The organism is Azomonas agilis, from assembly GCF_007830255.1.
Lineage (GTDB): Bacteria > Pseudomonadota > Gammaproteobacteria > Pseudomonadales > Pseudomonadaceae > Azomonas > Azomonas agilis.
The window spans coordinates 146114-167347 of record NZ_VLKG01000008.1 but is presented as its reverse complement, the minus strand read 5'-3'; the positions used below and the strand labels follow the sequence as shown (position 1 = coordinate 167347).

Genomic DNA, 21234 nt, shown 5'->3' with positions numbered 1-21234 from the left:
CACGAATTGCTTGGTTTAGTTGTTAAAGAGCGTTTGGCTGAGCCTTTCGTCTCAACCGAGGCCGCGCATTCTACAGCAGCCTCACATCCTGTCAAGCTTTTTTCGAATCTTTTTTCTTCGATTCAAACCGCGCTTGGGGCGGGTACCACAACAGCGTTAAGTTCAGGTTACGCTAAACTGACTGAAATGACCAGAGTAGCAACTACAATCTAAACTTAAGCAGTTCTACGACTTAGCAGGATCGGACTTAAAAACCAGCTACTGAAACAGCTTAACCGGTAACTCTTTGATTTACTTCGTCTTTTCGCTGCGTTCTGCAGTAGAAGTGGGGCGCATTATAGATACTCTTTCAGCCAGGTCAAGCTTTTTTCTACATTATTTTTCATTTTATCCATGAGGCTGGCATTTTCTTCGGCTTGGCGCTGTTTTTCAGCTTCTTGTGCCTGAGCAATCAGCTCTTCCGGACTTAGGTCTGGATAGGGTTCGCCATTCCATCCGCCGCCTAAGGCAGCGATTAATTGCACACTGGCAACCAGACGGTTGTTCAACTGCGATAACACCGAGCGCTCACTGGTGAGCGCTGAGGTTTGCAGGTTGACTACACTTAAGTAGTCAATCATGCCCGCTTTGTATTGGTTTTCCATCAGGCGTAAGGATTCTTTAGCCGCAATGGTTGCCAGCTCTTGTAGCTCCATTTCCCGCTCTAATACTTGCAACTGAATCAGATAATCTTCCACTTCTTGCAAACTGGTCAGTACAGTTTGCCGATAGTTGGCAACCTGCTGGTCGTAGGTAGCCTCGGCTTGTCTTAGCTGTGAGCGGCGCGCCCCAAAGTCCAATAAGGTTTGATCCAAACGCGGCCCAATCGACCAGTAACGGTAAGGCACACTGAACAAGTCAGCGGTGGAGTCCGTTCTGGAAAAACCGCCGTTAGCAGAGATAGTTAAATCCGGGAACCAAGCGGTTTCCGCCACCCCAATGGATGCATTAGCAGAGATGACATTGCGCTCAGCCGCAGCCACATCGGGACGGCGCTCCAGTAGACGTGATGGAACACCCACGGGGATATCAGGCACAATAGGTGTGGTTTCTACTGCATCAATAGACAGCTCCGAAGGCGCAACCCCTACTAACACGGCGATGGCATGTTCATATTGAGCACGTTGCCATTTTAAGTCGATGGCCTGAGCTTCTGTAGTTTTAAGCTGAGACTCGGCTTGGGTCGTATCAAGCTTGGCGACCATGCCGGCTTCGTACTGATTCTTGGTAAGCCGTAGCGAACGGCTATAGGCTTCTACAGTACGATCAAGCAAGCGTTGTTGCGCGTCCAAAACCCGCAGTTGCAAATAAGCCTGAACCAACGAGGCTTGTTGCGCCAAGCGAATGGCCGCTAAGTTAGCGGCGTTAGCTTCCTTCAGTGCCTGTTGCGACTCTTGATTACGACGCAGATTGCCCCATAAGTCCGCACTCCAAGAGACGCTTAAGCCAACGTCATAGCGTTCCCGCACGGGGCTCTTGGTGCTGCTACTACTGCTACTGCTTCCACTGCTACTACTTCCACTGCTGCTGTTACTGCCTGTACCTGTTGTACCTGTGCCCGTATTACCTGTTTCCTGCTGGCAGTATTCGTCGTCTTCGTCATAATCGCCATCACCATCGCAATCATAACCACCGCCACTGGTACTCCCTCCTCTGGAGCTAGAGCCACCACTGGTTCCACCGGAGCTACTCACCGAGCGGGTAAAGGTACTGCTACTGGTGACTGAGGGCATACGCTGCGCCCACGCCGCCTGTACCAAAGCGTGAGCTTGACGGTACTGAGCTTCGGCAACTGCTACCGTTTGATTGGAGTCATTCAACCGTCTCACCAACTGATTGAGGATCGGATCTTCGTACAGCTCCCACCAAGTATCTTTGTGTAATACGTCCGCTGGCCTTGCGAGCTTCCAGCCTTTGGACTCTCGATATTCTGTCGGCTCTGGAATATCAGGGCGCTTATAGTCCGGCCCTAAAGTACAGGCGCTAAGTAACCCAAGCGTCATGACTAAAACCAAGTACTTGGGAATAAAGGGGGGTCGCGTCCTCATAATGGATGTTCCAAAGCAGCATCTGTGCGTACGCCACGCCAACGGTTAAAGCGATGCCTTAACTGATCGAGGTACAAATAGACGACAGGGGTAGTGTATAGGGTGAGAATTTGGCTCAACATCAAGCCCCCAATAATGGCTAAACCTAGGGGCTGACGCATTTCCGAACCCTCCGCCCCCCCTAACAGCAGGGGAATAGCCCCCAAAATGGCTGCTAAGGTGGTCATGAGGATGGGCCGAAAACGCAATAAACAGGAACGACGAATGGATTCTGTGGGGGATAGTCCTTCGTTGCGCTCAAACTGAAGCGCTAAATCAATCATCAAAATGGCGTTTTTCTTCACAACGCCAATCAGTAAGAACAAGCCGAGTAGAGAAATCAGGCTGAATTGACTGCCCGTAATCTGTATGGCTAGTAAGGCACCCACGCCCGCCGAAGGGAGTGTCGATAAAATCGTCAGGGGATGGATGTAACTTTCGTAGAGAATACCCAGCACGATGTAGACCACGACTAGGGCAGCCAAAATCATTAAAGGCTGCCCCTGCTGAACGGATGCGAAGGCTTGTCCCGTTCCACCTAAACGGCCTTGAACCTCGGTAGGCAATCCCACAGCAGCCATAGCCCGATCAATGGCAAGTAATGCTTGATCCAGACTCACTCCGGGAGCTAAGTCAAAGTCGATGTTCTCTACGGCAAATTGGCCATCGTGATTTACGCGGTCTTCTTCCAAGCTGTATTCATAGCGCGCAAAGGACGACAAAGGCACAATCTGGCCATCTGCGCCGATGACCCGAATACGATCCAAGACATTGGTGTACTGAGCGTAGAGAGGGTCAACCTCCATAACCACTTTGTACTGGTTTAGGCTTTCGTAAATCGTGGAAATTTGGCGCTGACTAAAGGCATTGTTCAGCAGACCTGTGATGGTTTGCATGTCCAGCCCTAAACGCTGGGCCGTATCGCGATCAATCACCAAACGAATCTGCTGCGCTCCCTCCCCTTCTTTAGCATCAATACTGGTCAGCTCAGGGAGTGCTTTAAGGGCGCTCACCACTTTAGGCAACCAAGCCTGTAGTTCAGAAAGATCAGCCGCTAACAGCCGATAAGCATAACTGGAGCTGCTTTGCCGTCCACCGCCTAAGTTCAAATCCTGATCCGGCATCATGAACATGCGCCCTCCGGGAACCAAAGGTTGGTTCTGGCGCATCCGCTCAACGACCTGCTGTGCAGACAGCTTACGCTCAGACAGAGGCTTGAGACGGATGATGACAAAGGCGTTATTCACCCCGCCTGAACCACCAATATGTCCAGCAGCGCTTTCTATCGCAGGATCGCTCAGCAGTGCCTTGCGGAAGGCTTCAATTTTAGGCTGCATCACCTGAAAGGACAGGCCGTTATCGCCACGAATAAACCCGGAAATCTGCCCAGTGTCTTGTTGTGGCAGAAAAATCTTTGGTACTTGAATGTAGAGCACTACGTTCAAGGCAATGGTGGCTAACAAACTGAACAAGGTCAGCAAACGATGCCGCAATACCCAACCTAAACTCCGGTCGTAATAACGCAGCATCCATTGGTGTGCGATATGGCTCCAGCGCTGAAGCGGGGTATCCACCACCTGATGCGGCTTTAGCCAGCGCGCGCAAAGCATGGGAGTCAGCGTCAGGGAGATAAATAGCGATACCAAAATAGCGGCGGCGAGGGTGATGGAAAACTCATAAAACAGCCGCTCCACCAAACCGCCCATAAATAGGATAGAGACAAACACCGCCACTAAAGAGACGTTCATCGACAGCAGTGTAAAACCTACCTCTCGGCTGCCTAGATAAGCCGCCTGTAACGGTGGCATGCCATCGTCCACATGACGCGCGATGTTCTCCAGTACCACAATGGCATCATCCACCACTAAACCGGCAGCCAAGATAAGTGCCATTAACGACAGTGTATTGAGGGAGAACCCGCACAGATACATCACCGCAAAAGTACCAATCAAGGAAATAGGCACAGCTAAGGCGGGAATCATGGCACTGCGCAAACTGCCCAAAAACAGCAAGACCAGCCCAATGACCAAACTGACGGACAACAGCAGCGTTAGTTCAGCCTCATGCAAGGTGGCACGAATCGTCGGAGAGCGATCCATAGCCACCTCCAGCTTAACCTCTGCGGACATGATGGCCTGTAACGCTGGTAACTCAGCACGGATAGACTCAACCGTCTTAATGATGTTGGCATCGGCCTGACGGTTGATGATCAGCAACACGGCTGCTTGGTTATTAAAAAACCCAGAGTTATAGCGATCCTCTACTGAATCTTGCACTTTAGCCACATCGCTCAGGCGCAGATGAGCCCCGTCCTGATAGCGGATGATGAGCGGTAAATACTCTTCAGCCTTATGCAGTTGATCGTTGGCTGCAATCTGCCAATGCTGATCGGCCGTCTCAACCATGCCCTTGGGCTGGCGCACGTTAGCCTGAGTGATGGTTTGGCGAACGCTGTCTAAGGAAATACCGTAATGCTCCAACTGCTGAGGCTGCACCTCAACCCGTACTGCGGGTAAAGAGCTACCGCCAACCTGTACCTCCCCCACTCCGGGCACTTGGGACAGTTTCTGAGCCAAAATGGTGGAAGCCATATCGTACAGTTGGGGCTTACTCAACTTATCCGAAGTCAATGCCAGCACCATGATCGGGGCTTGGGCCGGATTCACTTTGCGGTAAGTCGGCATACTACGCATACCGCTGGGTAGCAGATTGCGTGAGGCATTAATGGCAGCCTGAACCTCTCGTGCTGCGCCATTAATATCCCGCCCCATATCAAATTGCAGGGTAATGCGCGTTGAGCCCAAGCTACTGCGGCTGGTCATTTGATTAATGCCCGCAATACTGCCTAATGCACGCTCCAAAGGCGTAGCCACGGTGGCGGCTACCACTTCTGGGCTGGCACCGGACAAACTGGCCTGTACCGTAATCACGGGAAAATCTAAGCGCGGTAGCGGGGAAACAGGGAGCAAGCCAAAGCTCACCGCACCCAGCAGCAAAATAGCCCAGCTCAGCAACATGGTGGCTACAGGGCGCGCAATAAAGGGGGCCGACAGATTCATGATGGCTCCGAATCGGTCGTGGTGAGCTCTGTAGGACGGCTAAAGCGCTGTCCTAAGCGATCAAAAAACAGATAGATCACCGGCGTGGTGAAGAGTGTTAACAACTGACTGGCTAAGAGTCCTCCCACCAATACCAAGCCCAAGGGTTGACGCAGTTCCGCACCCGCGCCGGTGGAGAGCATGAGAGGAATAGCACCAAACAACGCCGCCAAAGTGGTCATTAAAATGGGGCGAAAACGCAGCAGAGCGGCTTGGTAAATCGCATCCTGAGGACTCATACCCTGATGCCGCTCGGCCTCTAAGGCAAAGTCGATCATCATGATGGCGTTTTTCTTCACAATCCCGATCAGCAAGATGATGCCGATAATGGCAATCAAGCCTAGGTCGTTGTCCGTCAATAGCAGAGCCAACAAAGCCCCCACCGCCGCTGAGGGCAGGGTCGAAAGGATGGTGATGGGATGAATGTAGCTTTCGTACAGGATACCCAGCACGATGTACATGGTAATCACTGCCGCCAAAATCAGCAGCAAGGTACTGGATAACGATGCCCTAAAAGCTTCAGCCGCCCCTTGGAAGCGGCTCTGTATCCCCAAGGGCAAGCCAATTTCGTGTTGTACCTGCTCAATAGCCTCAACCGCTTCACCGAGGGAGACTTTATTGGCCAAGTTGAAGGAGAAAGTCACCGCCGGAAATTGCCCGATGTGGGTTACTACTAAAGCGGTCGGGCGCTGTTCAATGCGGGCCAAACTGGATAGGCGCACCGGAGTACCGCCTGAGCTGTCCACAAAGATCTGCCGCAGCGCTTCTGGGCCTAGGGTAGTACCGGGTTTAGCTTCCAGCACTACGCGGTATTGGCTGGACTGAGTGAAGATCGTCGAGATTTGACGTTGACCAAAGGCATCGTACAGAGCCTCCATAATGCTGGAGATGGAAATCCCTAAGCGATAGGCCAAATCTCGATCCACGTTTAGGTACAGTTGCAAGCCTTGGTTTTGTAAGTCACTGGCCACATCCGCCAGTTCAGGCCGGGCGCGTAAGGCAGTTACCAATTTGGGTGTCCATTCTTCCAGCAACTGGCCGTCCGGCGACTCTAGAGTGAACTGGTACTGGGTGCGGCTGATACGATCTTCAATGCTGAGGTCTTGGATCGGCTGCAAATACAGCTCAATTCCCGGTAATGCAGCCACTTGAGGACGCAAACGGTCAATCACCTCGGTAGCCGTTACATCTCGCTCGGCATGGGGGCGCAAGTTAATCAGCAAGCGCCCACTGTTGAGGGTGACGTTATCGCCATCCACCCCAATATAAGAAGACAGACTTTCTACTGCAGGGTCGGCCAAAATAATACGGGCGACTCGTTGTTGACGTTCGCTCATGGCGGCAAAGGAAATATCCTGCGGTGCTTCGGTAATCCCCTGAATCGCCCCCGTATCCTGAATCGGGAAGAAACCTTTAGGCACCATCAGGTACAGCATCACGGTCAGCCCTAAGGTAGCCACCGCAATCAACAACGTAATCACCTGATGCCGCAACACCCAGCGTAGACACAGGGCATAGCCATCAATTAACCGAGCGACCCAATCGTTATTGTGATCCGAAGGCTCATGCTTGAGTAAGCGGGCGCACATCATCGGGGTCAAGCTGAGGGATACCACCAGCGAGATCAAAATAGAAACCGCGAGGGTAATGGCGAACTCTCGGAATAAACGCCCCACTACATCCTGCATAAACAGCAGAGGAATCAATACTGCAATCAGGGAGAAGGTCAGAGAAAGCAGAGTAAAACCGATCTGCTTAGCGCCCTTAAGCGCCGCATTCAGTGGCGTTTCCCCCTCCTCCAAATGGCGGGCAATGTTCTCCAACATCACGATGGCATCGTCCACCACAAAGCCGGTAGCGATGGTTAAGGCCATTAGGGTCAGGTTATTGACGGAGAAACCGGCCAGATACATCACCCCAAAGGTTCCCACCAAAGACAGAGGGACGGCAATACTGGGAATCAGGGTGGCGGATAGACGCTTGAGGAAAATAAAGGTGACCAGAACCACCAAGCCCACGGCCAACAACATTTCGTGCTGCACATCTTTAACCGCCGCACGAATGGTTTGTGTACGATCGGTAAGAACAGATACATCCAAGCCCGCGGGCAAAGTGGCCGATAGCTCAGGTAGAAGCTTATGAATGCGCTCTACCACTTCAATCACGTTAGCGCCCGGTTGGCGCTGAATATTCAGCAAAACCGCTTGAGTTTGATTGGCCCAAGCGGCCAGCCGCTCGTTTTCCGCTCCATCAACAATCTCGGCTACATCCTTTAAGCGCAAGGTAGCGCCATTTTGATAGCTCAGAATCAGTTGTGCATATTCTTCCGGCGATTTGAGTTGATCGTTGGCATCCAGTGTAGAAACGCGGGTCGGCCCATCAAAGCTGCCTTTAGGCTGGTTAACGTTGGCCGCCGTAATCAAGCTACGCACCTGACTCAAGCTCAGGTTATGGGAAGCCAGTGCCTGTGGATTCACTCGGATACGCACGGCAGGCCGTTGCCCACCGGCAATACTCACCATCCCCACCCCAGTTACCTGAGCCAATTTCTGCGCCATACGGGTATCGACTAAATCGTGCAGGCGTGGCAAAGGGATAGTGGGCGAAGTAATGGCCAAGGTCATTACCGGCGTATCAGCGGGGTTGACCTTGTTATACACCGGCGGTGCCGGTAGATCGCCGGGCAATAAATTATCCGCCGCGTTGATTGCCGCCTGCACCGACTGCTCAGCCACATCCAAGGCCACATCTAAGGAGAAACGCAGAGTAATCACCGAAGCGCCGCCCGAGCTGGTGGAGGACATCTGCTGCAAGCCCGGCATCTGGCCGAATTGCTTCTCCAAAGGAGCTGTGACCGCACTGGTCATGACTTCAGGACTGGCACCTGGATACAGAGTCAACACACGAATAGTTGGGTAATCCACCTGTGGCAAGGCCGAAACGGGCAACAAGCGGTAAGCGATTAACCCCGCTAACAGAATGGCCACCATAGTCAAGGTGGTAGCCACAGGCCGCAGAATAAAGATTCGGGATAGGTTCATCGCGCTGGGCGCTCCCCTGATGGTGCGCCTTCTGGCCGTACTCGCGGCCCGTTAGCCTGAGCGCCCTCCTCACCGGCTGGACGGTTAGCCCGTGCAGGACGAGGAGCCGTAGGGTTTGAGCTATCCCCCACCACCTCAACCTTATTGCCCAACTTCAGACGCTCTGTGCCCTCAACAACCACCCGCTCACCCGGCTGGATACCCTGTTTAACCACGGTGCGCGCCCCATCACTGGCGCCCAACTCTAAGACTCGTAGTTCCACCTCATCACGCCCGTTCACCACATAAACGAAGGTACCTTGAGCGCCATATTGAATTGCGGCTGAGGGAATTAAAGTCGCTTGATCCAGCTTCTCCACTCGTAAACGCACATTGATAAATTGGTTGGGTAATAACAGCTCTTGCTCGTTCGCAAAACGGCCCTTTAGGCGCAAAGTGCCGGTAGTAACGTCAATTTGGTTATCTAAACTCTGTAACACGCCCTCACCAAGCAGCATGCGCTCACTGCGATCCCAAGCTTGTACTATCAACCGCTCTCCTTGACGAAAACGGCTAATCACCGGCATCAAGTCGCCTTCGGGCAGGGTAAACTCAATGTTAGTGGGCTGGGTTTGAGTGATGACGACTAAAGCCGTGGTATCGTTTGCCGACAGTAGGTTGCCAATATCTAACTGACGTAACCCTAAACGCCCTTCAATAGGGGCACGGATCTGAGTGTAATCAAGGTTTAGACGCGCCTCATCCACTGCTGCTTGGTTGGCAGCAATCATTCCTTGATACTGCGAAGCCTCAGCCTCTTGAGTGTCGAGGGTTTGTTTAGCAATGCTGTCTTCGGCATGCAGCTTGCGGTAGCGATTGACATTAAGCTGAGCATTGCGCAGTAAGGCTTGGTTTTGTGCCAATGTGCCCTGAGCTTGTTTTAGCGCAATTTGATAGGGCCTTGGATCAATCACGGCCAATAGATCGCCTGCTTTAACTTTTTGTCCTTCGGTAAAGTTGATTTTGACCAACTCACCAGCAACCCGAGTGCGCACGTTCACTACATTCAAAGGTGTTACGGTACCCAAGGCTTTGTAAAACACCTCGAAGGGGCCTTGTTCAACGGGGGTTACCCGCACAGGAACCGGCGTATTAAAGCCACCGCGCCCACCCGGGCCACCCGGCCCTCCGGGGCCACCGGCTCTTGGCCCACCACCATTGGGTGGCCCACCGGGTGCGGGTTGTCCTGCGGTAGGGTTTGTTTGATTAGCCCCTCCCATCAAGGATTGAATCTGTGGGTACAGGGCGGGCCAATACCACCAAAGCGGCACAGCCGCACCAACCACTATTAAGAGCAGCAGTATCCAGCGCTTAGATCTCGGCGCTGAAGGAGCTTTGGATTCGGACATGGAGATAAAATTCGGTCTTCTAATGAGAGGACTGAACCTTAAGCAGTCTCATTCCAATCGGAAAGGGGATTTACGGCATTTTTACCTTATTCTGCGCTCGGGTTGACATTCTGTGCGTTAGGGATGGCTCATCAGTGTCGGTAGCTGCTTAACCAACGGCTCCAGCCGTATAGGAGCCCGCACAAACCCCCGTGCATATCCCTCAGGATCAATCAGGGCTAGATTGGCACTGTGGTCTACCGTGTAGCCCGGTTTGCCTGTATCACCCGGAATAAAGGGAATACCTAAGACCGCCGACAGCCTTTGAATATCCGCTAAATCCCCCGTCAGCCCGGTAAAGTCTGGGCTGAAGTATTTTAGGTAACCCTCCAATTGCTCCGGCGTATCCCGCTGAGGATCAACCGTCACCAGAAAAACTCGCAACTGCTCACGGGTTGCTTGAGGGAGTTGCTGATACAGACGGCGTAAATCGCTCAAGGTCGTGGGACAAATATCCGGGCAAAAACTGTAGCCGAAAAAAACGAGACTCCAGTGCCCTTTAAGATCAGCAGTCTGTAGGGGCTGCTGTTGATGGGTAATAAAGGATAGATTCGGGATTTCACGCCTTTGGGGTAGCAACACAATACCAGCGGCGAGCTGATCCGCGTATTCCGGCGGCCGAGGGCTATTTAGCACTTGATACAGACTCATCCCCACCCCAAGGATCAGTACCAATAAGGCAACCCATAGCCCCAAAGCCTTTGTTTTCATGCGCATAGCCTAATCTTTAGGGGCTACATAGCCTTCGGCCTGCGCATAGTCCTCTCCTGAAAAGAATTTCCCCATTTCCTCTTGCAGGAATTTCCGATGTTCTGGCTGAACTAAATTCAGACGCCGCTCATTAATCAGCATGGTTTGATGCTTTTGCCATTCCTCCCATGCCTGTAGGGATATATGCTCATAAATATCCTGACCTTTTGGGCCCGGAAAAGGGGGCTGAGCGAGTCCAGGTAAATCTTGTTTATGTTTACGGCAAAATACGGTGCGGCTCATGCTGCTGTTCCTTGGTCGATATGGTGAGTGACCCGTTTTAATAAGGTTTTAACGGGAGCAGCCAGCCCCAAGCGTGGGGGCTGTTTTATGTTATACCAAAGCCAGTCGGCCTCAGCTATGCCCACTGCGGCCGCTTCTACCTGAACCAGCCAAGGCTCAATCTGTAATTGAAAATGGCTAAACCTATGGCTGATCTCTGCCAAGGGCTGTTGCAAACCTAAGGTTATTCCATGACGCTGCGCCCACAGAGGTAAGGCGCTAAGGCTCTCCAACTCAGGCAAACTCCATAAACCACCCCATAAGCCTGTCGAGGGACGGCGATACAGCAAAATGCAGCCCTGTGCATCCACCAGCAACGGCATGACCACATGCTTTTGAGGTACGGTTTGCCGCGGTTTGGGCGTTGGGAAATCCTGCTCGCGCCCCAAAATATGGGCCTTACAAGAAGCAACCACAGGGCACAGCAAACAACTAGGCTTAGTCCGAGTACACAGCGTAGCACCCAGATCCATCATGGCTTGAGTGTAATGATTCACCCGCTCTGTGGGGGTAAGCCGCTCCGCTAAATCCCAGAGTTGCCGAGCAACCGCGCTTTCTCCCGGGTAGCCTTCTACAGCCCAGTGGCGGCTTAAAACCCGTTTGACGTTACCGTCTAAAATTGGAGCGCGCATCCCCAGAGCAATACTGGCAATAGCACCAGCGGTTGAGCGACCGATACCGGGCAAGGCTTCTAATTGCTCCACTGAGGCAGGAAAATTTCCCTCGTATTGCTGCATTAAGATGTGGGCGGTCTTATGCAAATTGCGCGCACGGCTGTAATAACCAAGGCCTGTCCACAGATGTAATACCTCATCCTCTGGAGCCTCAGCCAAGGCTTTTAAATCCGGCAGCGTGGCCATAAAACGCTGGTAATAATCCAATACGGTAGCCACTTGCGTTTGTTGCAGCATGATCTCAGAAACCCAAACCCGATACGGGGTAATCTCTTGCTGCCAAGGTAGGTTTTTACGACCATGCTGATCAAACCAGTCCAGCACTCGTTCACTAAAATCTGTTTCGCGCATAGTGCCTATTGATGCATTCAGGAAGCAGGGGGCTCTAAAGGAGGCTCTTCGATACGACAGCCTCGCACACCCATCACTAAAGGGCCACGGCAATGCAAAGGCCAACTGAGCTTAGAGGCTGTAGATCCTTGTTGTTGGCAAGCGGCATCCGGCAGGCGGCTCAAGCCCTCCAACTGGGCGGTCAGATAATAATCAGCTCCCAAAGTCGGTATAAACACACGCCCCTCCCCTGTGGCTAACAATCCAGGAGCCTCAAGACGTATGTTCTGCATACGACCTAAACCTTGTTCCATCAGCACCTGCCCACTCAAGCTACGAAAAGCGATATCGGTGGGTTGCAGGACTTGAGTTAAAGCCGTTCGTTGTTCAGCGGCGATGGCGCGACAGAGTTGCTGATCTAACCCAGCTTTCCACAACAGGCCAGAGGTAATACTCCAATCCAAAGACCCTGAAACTGTCTCCGCCCACGCGGCCAGACTGATCCCGCGTGCCTGCCATGCTCCTGTGGCCTGTAACTGACCAGAAATCGGAGCGGCTTGCTTCATCGGGCCCAGTAAATACTCAATCGGAACTTGCTGGATAGAGCCACTTACAGAAAGAATGGGCTGATCTTCGGCAGGAATCTGCACATGCCCGTGCAGATGGATCTGTCCACCCTGCATCTGGGCTTGCATCTGTTTTAGCGCTAGTTGCCCTTCTTCAACCTCGACCTCTAAGCGCGGCTGGTCAAATACCTGAGCCCCCAGAGTGAAACGCGCCAACGCCAATTTAACTTGGCTATCCCAGCGTAACCACTCCAAAGGCAACCGAGTGGTTGGCCAGAGGGATTGACTTGGCAACTCAGGTACAGGGCCATCCAAACTACTGGTTAATCCCTGTAGCGCCTCGGGCGTAGCACTGGGCTCTGAAGCCACCTGAGAATACAGATTGCCATTAATAGCATCACCGCGCAGATCCAGTTGCAACCTAGGCCGTGCCTCCAACCCATTAAGTGCTAACTGAGCCTCTAGGCTTTGCCCATCCACTTGGAAGCGAATGTGCTCTAAATTTAGCTGATGTTCTGTAGCACTGCCCTGTATCACCGCCTCTACACTTCTCAGTGCCGAAGGAGGAAGGCTTTGGGCGGGAGTCCAACCTAGGCTAGATAAAAACTCGTTCAAATCAAAGCGGGCCACAGATAGAGCCCCAGAAAACCTAGGTTCTCGATCCAGATGTTCGGCTTTAAGATCACCCAACACGCGCAAATTATTCAGCGCTACACGAAAGCTGCTCCATTCCGCTTGCTGGTTTTTTAAATCCGCAGAGATAAGCCCCTGCATACTCAGATCAATAGGTTGCGGGAACCAAGCCTCCGCTAAGAGGTTTCCCTGTGCTTGCACGCCTTCCAGTTGGTAACGCTGTAACGCCGTCTGCACCCTAAGCTGAGCATTCAGCACTAAATGCCCGTTTAATCTCAGCTGCTGGCTACGACCTTGGAATTCCAGATGAATGGGCGTGGCCTCGGCTTCACGTAAAGGCCCGGTCAGCAGATGGATACCTTCAAGCTCAATATGCTGCCCTTGAGCCAAATCCTGATACCTAATACGGGCATCCCGAATCTGCACACGCTCTACATCCAAAATATAGGCTTGGAACCCAGCATCCTGCGTTGGATGAGCCGAAAACTCTGATGCCGCCCGCTCTTCTTCCCTTGATGCGGTCACAGGCTGCCAATTGGCCTGCCCCTGAGCATCACGAACCAGATTAAGAGCCAAGCCCTCCACATCAATGGCTTGCATACGCAGTCTTTGCTGTAACAGAGGCATGACTTGCACTGAAAAACGCAGGTGTCTCAGTTGGGCAAAGGGTTGCTCAGGAGCCTGCGGACGGCTGAGGTGTACATCCTCTAGCTGTAATCCCAGCCAAGGAAACAAACTCCAACCAATATTGCCGCCAATGCTCAGCTCCAGCCCTGTTTGTGCCCGTATCCAGTATTGAATCTGGCTTTTATAGTCGTTGGGGTTGATCACATAGGTCAGCATAAAACCCAGACTCACCAAGGCTAAAACCAACAGCAGCGCTAGGAGTCCAATCAGCTTGCCCAATAACCTCATATTCTGAATTTCCCCATTAGAACCTCAATCCAGTAGGGAGGATTTAGGTGTTAAGCGTGCCTCATCTGGGACGCAACGTACCGCAGGAGCTTGCTGACCGTGTTGACGCTGCTGATGGATTAGATCCAAGATATTCTCTTCAGGCACGTATCCGCAGACGGTGGCCTGCAAAATCGCACGGGTACGCACAAAATCGTCTTCGTTAATGGCCTGCCGCAACTCAAGCAGAACCTGACGGAAGGCTTCCCAAGGTAGGTGCTCTTCGTGGGCACACAAAATCATAGGATGCTCGGTAGGGGTTGTGTTGTCGCCGATTAACAGCTCTTCATACAGCTTTTCACCGGGACGTAAGCCGGTGAACTCAATCGCAATGTCCCCCTGAGGATTGCGCTCATCACGCAGGGTAAACCCAGACAGACGGATCATCTTGGTTGCCAAATCCGCAATCCGCACCGGCTCGCCCATATTGAGCACAAAGACCTCACCTCCGCGCCCTAAAGCGCCCGCCTGTATCACTAACTGAGCGGCCTCAGGAATGGTCATAAAATAGCGGGTGATCTCTGAGTGAGTCACAGTAACAGGCCCACCGCGACGAATTTGTTCACGAAATAAGGGAATCACCGAGCCTGACGAGCCCAATACATTGCCAAAACGCACGATGGTAAAGTGGGTTTTATTCACTTGGTGAACGTCTTTATCGTCCAACAAAATAGGAGCCAACTCGCGGCTTAGCGCCTGCAACACCATTTCCGACAGGCGCTTAGTGCTGCCCATGACGTTGGTGGGACGCACGGCCTTATCCGTAGAGATCAGTACAAAGTGGCGGACATTAGCTTGAATCGCTGCCTCAGCCGTGTACAGCGTACCGAAGACATTATTCAAAATCCCTTCGCTGACGTTGTGCTCCACCATAGGTACATGCTTATAAGCAGCGGCATGGTATAGCGTTTCCACGCCCCAAGTTCGCATCACGTCCAACAAGCGCACGGGATTACGCACCGAGCCTAAAATCGGCACTAACTGACAGGGCTGCTCCTGTAACTTAAGAAACTCCTTAAGTTCTCGGTGGATGCTGTATAGGTTGAATTCACTGTGCTCAAACAAAATCAGCGCTTTCGGTTGATGTCCCGCAATTTGACGGCACAGCTCCGAACCAATAGAGCCTCCTGCTCCAGTAACCATCACCACCCGGTTACGAATGCAGCGCTCAAATAAGTCGATGCGCGGCTCTACAGAGTCTCGTCCCAAGAGATCAGGGACATCTACCTCCTGCAAATCTTGCAGCCGCACTCGACCACTGGCCAGCTCAGATAAATTAGGCACAGAGCGCACCCGCACCGGATAAGCTTCCAGCGCTGCTAAAATCTGTCGCCGCCGCTGATGGGTCACCGAAGGCAAGGCCAGCAAGACTTCGGTAACACCCGTATCTTCCAGCATTTGTTGGAGGTGCTGAGGGTGATAAACCCGCAAACCTGAAATCATGCGGTTACTCAGATGTTCGTCATCATCAATAAAAGCCATAGGGCGCAAAAACTGCCCCATACGCAAGGCAACCACCAACTGATTCCCGGCTGATCCTGCGCCGTAAATAGCTACACGCGGTAGGCTGTCCACGCGATTGATAAAGGGAATACTCAAACCTACGCTATACCAGTCCCCTAAAAAGTATTGGCGCATCAGTAAGCGCAGGCTGCCGATGAGCACTAAACTCAGCCACCAGTAATTAAAAATCATGGAGCGCGGTACTAAGGCTGGAGCATCTCGATACCAATACACCAGCAAGGCTAATAATAGGGATGATAGGGTCACCGCTTTAGCGATAACCCACAGAGCATCACTGCCTAAATAACGCAATACAGCTCGGTAGAGACCTAAACGAATAAACAGCGGAATGCTCACAACAGGAGCGGCGACAAATAACCAAGCATGCCCGCCCAAGGGCTCAATCTGCTCGGACGAGCCTAACCGGATGTAAAAAGCCAGCCACAGGGCTAACCACACCAGCAACACATCCGTGATGACTTGTAACAGGCGCTTGTGTTGCCTAGGTAACCCCAGCAGACGCTCTCTAATCATGAATTTTTGATCCGCACTCCAAGAGTCGGGAAAACCTGACCATATTTTAACCTGTCTTGGAACCCGACTGCTCTGGCAGTCCAGCCCTAAAGCGCAAGGCCAGTGCAATTAAGGGAATATAGGCAATAACGAGCCCAACCAAGCCTTCCACATAACCCCAACCAACTGCACAGGCTAGCGGCAGCAACCAGAACAGGTTGATCAAACTTACCCCTAAGGTCACGGGTAAATGTCCACCGTAATAACGAGCGGCATACTGGTATGCGTGGCGACAATGGGCTTGATACAGCTTTTCCCCTAAAAACAGCCGCCGCAGTAAGGTTAAAGTGGCATCGACAATAAAAACACCCAATAAAATCAGCCAGCTCCATAAAAGCTCTGGAGCTTGCTTGGCGGCCTGTATGGATAAAATACCAAGGCTGATTCCCAGAAACCCACTGCCGGCATCACCCATAAAAATGCGGGCAGGCGGGGCATTCCAAAATAAAAAACCAGCCACTGCACAAGCCAGCAACAGCTCAGGAACCACTAAGGCCCAATGATTACTGGAACCCACGAAAATCAGAGCGCTGCCTAAGCAAACAAAGATAGCCTCAACACTGGCTAATCCATCCAAACCATCCATAAAGTTGTACAGGTTGAGCAGCCACACCAAATACACCGCTGCCAGTAGGTTTCCAATCCACCCTAAATCCACCACCCAACCGGCCAAAGATAAAGGAGGAAAGCCTTGCAACCAATATAAAGCCCATCCTGCTGCAATAAAGTGGCCCAATAAACGCCAACGAGCGGCGATATGCCCGTGATCATCTAAAAAACCCAGCAGCGCTACACCTAAACCTGCACCAAACAGAGCCCAAACTAAATATTCTAAGCTGGGCTCCCAATATAACACGGGGAACAAGGCCAGTAAGAAACTAACCGCAATCGCCACACCACCCCCCCGAGGTGTAGGCGTGGAATGGGCACTGCGTGCATTGGGCACATCCATCAAACGCTGAGCCGAGAGCGCATAGTGACGCAAACCGCCGGTCAGCAACAAAGAACAACTCAAGGTTGCAATGAGTAACCACCATCCATTCATGCGTTACTGGATTCCAGAAAAGTCTGAGCCATACATTGCCAAGTATGATGAGGCATTGGGCGGGGCCTCCAGTTCAGTAAAGAACAGGTTTTGCTGATATCTACTTGCAAAGACCCGCAAAGCCGCTGGGCCAACGCCTGACGACCCAAGCTCCAAGCCATCGCTTTAAATACAAACACAGGCATAGACCACAGACGCGCCGGACGATTCAACGCTTGGGCCATATATTGAACTAACTCAGGGGTGGACACATCCCGACCATCACTGGCTAAGAATATTTGATTCGCGGCTGCCGGATGGGACAAACACACCTGAACCAGATCCACCAAATTATCCATCGCCAACAGACTGCGCTGATTCTCAATGCTGGCGAAGGGCAGCGGAATGCCCCGGTAAACCCACTGCATCAAACGATGCAGATTTGCTTTAACACCCGCTCCGTAAATCAACACCGGACGAATAATCACCACCTCTAAGCCGGTTTGTTGGGCTAAAGCCAAGAGTTGTTGTTCAGCTTCCAGCTTAGAGCGCCCGTAGGCATCCTGTGGCGCAGGCAAATCATCAGCCGCTAAAGGGTGGCCCGGCTCACTGTATTCGCCATTGACTTTAATTGAGCTCAAAAAGATAAAGCGCTTAACCCCAGCCTGTGCGGCCTGACGTGCTAAATTCAGCGTTCCTTCGACATTAATCCGCTGATAGTCTGCGTGGGCATCCGTCACTCGATCATTGAGCATATGCACCCGAGCAGCACAGTGCACTACAAGCTGTTGCCCGGTTAGAATCTCTCGCCAATCCTGATCTGGCTCCATACGGGCCAACACCATGCTAGAGCGCTTATCAAAAGCGCGCAGGGCAGAGGTCAGATTGCGCACACAGGCCGTCACTTCGTGCTCTGACTCCAAAGCCTGTAACAGTGCTTGCCCCACAAAACCGCTGGCTCCTGTCAATACAATACGCATGCATCATGCCTCGCCTAATGGACGACAGGAGCGGCATCCTAACAGAAGGAAGAGCGATAAAGGACTGAAAATATCCCCATACAGTCTTCTTTTATGCCTAAGATCAACCCATATCCCACACATCTTTAACGTCTCAGACCCCAATGACTAAACAGGATACCGCGCACCACAGTTTAGAACGGATACGCCTAGACAAATGGTTATGGGCCGTCCGCTTATATAAAACCCGAGCCCTTGCCAAAACCGCTATTGAATCGGGCAAGGTGCATTATCAGGGCGAGCGCTGCAAAGCCTCTAAAGAACCCAGAATCGGCGATGAGCTGAGGGTACGCACAGGGTTTGATGAGCGCCAAATCATCATACGGGCACTCTCCGATGTACGGCGCAGCGCCACCGAAGCGCAAAAACTCTACCAAGAAACCCCAGAAAGCTGTGTCCGCAGGGAGCAAGCCGCCGCTCAACGTAAAGCCGGGGCTCTAGGCCTGATTACCGAAGGCCGCCCCAACAAAAAACAACGCCGAGACCTGTATCGACTCCAACACCCACAGGATTAAGCGCCAAATGGCCAGCCTTGGAGCCGAGTAGCTTTAACTTTAAACTAATAACTTGGGTTATCGCTCCATAGACCTCTGCTTTCCTAACTCCCCTAAGGCTAATCTATGTCTCAGTTTGACCATACGCAGCGTTTTTTATTTGAAGACTTCGATATTCGTGGCGAATGGGCGGGCCTAGATCAAACCTATAGAGATGTATTAGCTCAGCACCCTTATCCAGAGCCCGTAGCCAAGCTATTGGGAGAGTTTTTAGCGGCGGCGGCGCTGTTGATTGGCACCCTAAAATTTGAAGGCCTCTTAACCTTACAAGCCCGCTCAGAAGGCCCAATATCTCTGTTGATGGCCGAATGCTCCAGCCAGCGCGAACTACGGGGTATTGCCCGCTATCAAGCATCCGCCTCAGAGTGTGGAACTGAGGCAAGCCTGCAACAATTGATGCCCCAAGGAAGGCTGACTATGACCCTTGATCCCACCAAAGGCCAGCGCTATCAGGGTATTGTGGCCCTAGACGGAGAACATCTAGCTACCTGCCTTAGCCGCTATTTTGCTGACTCAGAGCAGCTCAACACGCATTTTTGGCTGGCAGCTAACCGACAGCAGGCCGCAGGTCTTCTGATACAACAACTCCCCGCACAACGCATTACCAACCCCGAAGAGCGCGCAGCCCATTGGGAGCATGTCACCATACTGGGACAAACCCTAACCCCTGAAGAGCTGTTACAGCTCCCCCCTGAATCGCTTTTGCACCGGCTCTATCATCAAGAGCAAATACGCCTCTTCCCCGCTCAAGCCGTCTGCTTTCAATGCAGTTGCTCCCGCGAGCGCTCAGCCAAAGCCCTGTCTAGCTTGGGCCTTGAAGACGCTTATAACCTCTTACAGGAACAGGCAGGGCGCATCCATATTGATTGTCAATTTTGCAACAGCAGCTATGAGTTTGATGCGGCGGATGTGGCTCAGCTATTTGCAGGCGGAGGGGCGCAACAGCCTTCACCTACCCGCCATTGATGTAGCCGGTTGTCAGTACGACTACAAATTTACCGAGCAAGTCCTAATATTACGCAATTTTCTGGCATAATTAGGCTATCTTTTAATAACGTAGCTGGACGCGACATCACGCATTCCGCTGCGATTTGTCTGGAGACGGCGGCCAAGAGCCGACAGGAAACTTCGATGATGCAATCTACCTACCCAGTGTATACCGACATCAGCCCCGCACGGCTCATTGAGGAAGCTATTCGGCGCGGTGAAGGAGAGCTGGCCGCTAATGGCTCATTGGTCGTTAAAACAGGACAACGCACTGGCCGTTCCCCATTAGATCGTTTTATCGTTGAAGAACCCAGCACAGCACGCAAGATTGGCTGGGGAAAAATCAACCGCCCCTTCCCTGCTGATCGCTTTTCTGCACTCTGGGCTCGTGTGGAAGCGCATCTGGCTGAACGTGAGTCCTTTGTATCCCATGTGCATGTAGGTGCCGATCCAGAGCACTACCTGCCGGTTAAAATGACCACCGAAACCGCTTGGCATAACCTGTTTGGCCGCTGTCTGTTCATCAATCCTCAGAGCTTTAACCCCGCCAACAAAAGCGAGTGGTGCATCCTCAATGTTCCCTCCTTCACCTGCGAACCAGAGCGGGACGGTACTAACTCGGACGGTTGCGTCATCATCAACTTCCAAGAACAGAAAGTGCTGCTAGCCGGTATGCGCTATGCCGGTGAAATGAAAAAAGCCATGTTCTCGGTACAAAACTTCCTGCTCCCCGAAGTAGACGTGCTGCCTATGCACTGCGCGGCCAATATGGGAGAAGAAGGGGATGTCACCCTGTTCTTCGGTTTGTCCGGTACGGGTAAAACCACCCTATCCGCTGACGAAAACCGCTACTTAATTGGCGATGATGAGCACGGCTGGGGCGTAGGTACGGTATTTAACATTGAAGGGGGTTGCTACGCTAAGTGCATCGACCTTTCAGAGAAGAACGAGCCGGTTATCTGGAAGGCCATCCAGTTTGGCGCGGTGTTGGAAAACGTCGTACTCAACCCCAATACCCGCCTACCCGATTACGCCGACTCCAGCCTGACCCAAAACAGCCGCGCAGCTTACCCGCGTGAGCTGATCGTCAAGCGCGTTCCAGACAATCGGGCCGGTGAACCCAATGCAGTAATCTTCCTCACCTGCGATCTGACCGGCGTGTTACCTCCAGTCTCCATTCTGAACAACGAGCAAGCGGCCTATCACTTCCTGTCAGGCTATACCGCTTTGGTGGGCTCCACCGAGATGGGTTCAGGCAGCGGCATCAAATCCACCTTCTCCACCTGCTTCGGGGCTCCCTTCTTCCCGCGTCCTGCCGGTGAGTATGCCGAGCTGCTGATCAAACGTATCAAGGCCTTTGGCTCTAAGGTGTATTTGGTCAACACCGGCTGGACAGGGGGAGGTTACGGCGTGGGTAAACGTTTCAGCATTCCTAGCACCCGTGCCGTGATTGCCGCCATTCAAAATGGCACCTTGGTTGACGCAGAAACCGAGCACCTGCCCATCATTAACTTAGATGTACCCACCCTAGTGCCCGGTGTGGACTCTCTGCTGCTTAATCCACGCAATACTTGGGCGGATAAAAATGCCTATGACGAAGCAGCTTGCGCCTTAGCCCGTCAGTTCGTGGAAAACTTCAAGCAGTTTGATGTCTCTGATGCCATCCGCAATGCCGGCCCACAGCTATAAATAG

General features: G+C 52.4%; 15 protein-coding genes. 4 read left to right on the top strand and 11 right to left on the bottom strand.

Translation table 11 applies throughout. The annotated features are described in order from the left end of the window. The coding region (locus LX59_RS15745) for a hypothetical protein (protein ID WP_211354848.1) at window positions 1-213 on the top strand (213 nt) is incomplete at its 5' end. Between the two features lie 122 nt (window positions 214-335). On the opposite strand, the gene LX59_RS11600 is transcribed toward LX59_RS15745, so the two are convergent. The 11 genes from LX59_RS11600 to LX59_RS11550 form a co-directional block, all read right to left on the bottom strand. Then, window positions 336-2087 carry an efflux transporter outer membrane subunit gene (locus LX59_RS11600; RefSeq protein WP_281284846.1) on the bottom strand — a complete coding sequence of 584 codons (1752 nt, stop codon included), beginning with the start codon at window positions 2085-2087 and terminating at the stop codon, window positions 336-338. Continuing rightward, window positions 2084-5185: an efflux RND transporter permease subunit gene (locus LX59_RS11595; protein WP_144572034.1), complete on the bottom strand. Its 3102-nt coding sequence runs from the start codon at window positions 5183-5185 to the stop codon at window positions 2084-2086. The genes LX59_RS11600 and LX59_RS11595 overlap by 4 nt, the downstream gene beginning before the upstream one ends. After that, window positions 5182-8265 (bottom strand): MdtB/MuxB family multidrug efflux RND transporter permease subunit, encoded by a 3084-nt coding sequence (locus LX59_RS11590; RefSeq protein WP_144572033.1) that lies wholly within the window; start codon window positions 8263-8265, stop codon window positions 5182-5184. Before LX59_RS11590 ends, LX59_RS11595 begins: the two co-directional genes overlap by 4 nt. Continuing rightward, window positions 8262-9653 carry an MdtA/MuxA family multidrug efflux RND transporter periplasmic adaptor subunit gene (locus tag LX59_RS11585; protein WP_144572032.1) on the bottom strand — a complete coding sequence of 464 codons (1392 nt, stop codon included), beginning with the start codon at window positions 9651-9653 and terminating at the stop codon, window positions 8262-8264. The genes LX59_RS11590 and LX59_RS11585 overlap by 4 nt, the downstream gene beginning before the upstream one ends. A gap of 117 nt (window positions 9654-9770) precedes the next feature. Continuing rightward, window positions 9771-10409: an SCO family protein gene (locus tag LX59_RS11580; RefSeq protein ID WP_144572031.1), complete on the bottom strand. Its 639-nt coding sequence runs from the start codon at window positions 10407-10409 to the stop codon at window positions 9771-9773. A 3-nt stretch (window positions 10410-10412) separates the two neighbouring features. Then, the gene (locus tag LX59_RS11575) at window positions 10413-10685 is read right to left on the bottom strand and encodes an oxidative damage protection protein (protein WP_144572030.1); all 273 of its coding nucleotides are present in this window, start codon (window positions 10683-10685) and stop codon (window positions 10413-10415) included. Further along, the gene (gene mutY, locus LX59_RS11570; RefSeq protein ID WP_144572029.1) at window positions 10682-11749 is read right to left on the bottom strand and encodes an A/G-specific adenine glycosylase; all 1068 of its coding nucleotides are present in this window, start codon (window positions 11747-11749) and stop codon (window positions 10682-10684) included. The genes LX59_RS11575 and mutY overlap by 4 nt, the downstream gene beginning before the upstream one ends. A 17-nt stretch (window positions 11750-11766) precedes the next feature. Then, window positions 11767-13842: an AsmA family protein gene (locus tag LX59_RS11565; RefSeq protein WP_144572028.1), complete on the bottom strand. Its 2076-nt coding sequence runs from the start codon at window positions 13840-13842 to the stop codon at window positions 11767-11769. A gap of 24 nt (window positions 13843-13866) precedes the next feature. After that, on the bottom strand, window positions 13867-15918 hold the full coding sequence (locus LX59_RS11560) for a polysaccharide biosynthesis protein (RefSeq protein ID WP_144572027.1): 2052 nt from the start codon (window positions 15916-15918) through the stop codon (window positions 13867-13869). A gap of 46 nt (window positions 15919-15964) precedes the next feature. Further along, window positions 15965-17002, bottom strand: a complete 1038-nt coding sequence (locus tag LX59_RS11555; protein ID WP_144572026.1) for an MraY family glycosyltransferase — start codon at window positions 17000-17002, stop codon at window positions 15965-15967. Then, a complete protein-coding gene (locus tag LX59_RS11550; RefSeq protein ID WP_144572025.1) occupies window positions 16999-17961 on the bottom strand; it encodes a UDP-glucose 4-epimerase family protein in 963 nt (320 codons plus the stop codon). Before LX59_RS11550 ends, LX59_RS11555 begins: the two co-directional genes overlap by 4 nt. A gap of 143 nt (window positions 17962-18104) precedes the next feature. Here LX59_RS11550 and LX59_RS11545 point away from each other — a divergent pair, with 143 nt between their 5' ends. The 3 genes from LX59_RS11545 to LX59_RS11535 all read left to right on the top strand — a co-directional run bounded on the left by LX59_RS11545 (window position 18105) and on the right by LX59_RS11535 (window position 21230). After that, on the top strand, window positions 18105-18515 hold the full coding sequence (locus LX59_RS11545; RefSeq protein ID WP_144572024.1) for an RNA-binding S4 domain-containing protein: 411 nt from the start codon (window positions 18105-18107) through the stop codon (window positions 18513-18515). Window positions 18516-18620: 105 nt separating this feature from the next. Beyond that, window positions 18621-19520: an Hsp33 family molecular chaperone HslO gene (gene hslO / locus LX59_RS11540; protein ID WP_144572023.1), complete on the top strand. Its 900-nt coding sequence runs from the start codon at window positions 18621-18623 to the stop codon at window positions 19518-19520. 165 nt (window positions 19521-19685) lie between these two features. Next, entirely contained in the window at window positions 19686-21230 is a 1545-nt protein-coding gene (locus LX59_RS11535; RefSeq protein ID WP_144572022.1) for a phosphoenolpyruvate carboxykinase, read from the top strand. Window positions 21231-21234 lie beyond the last annotated feature (4 nt).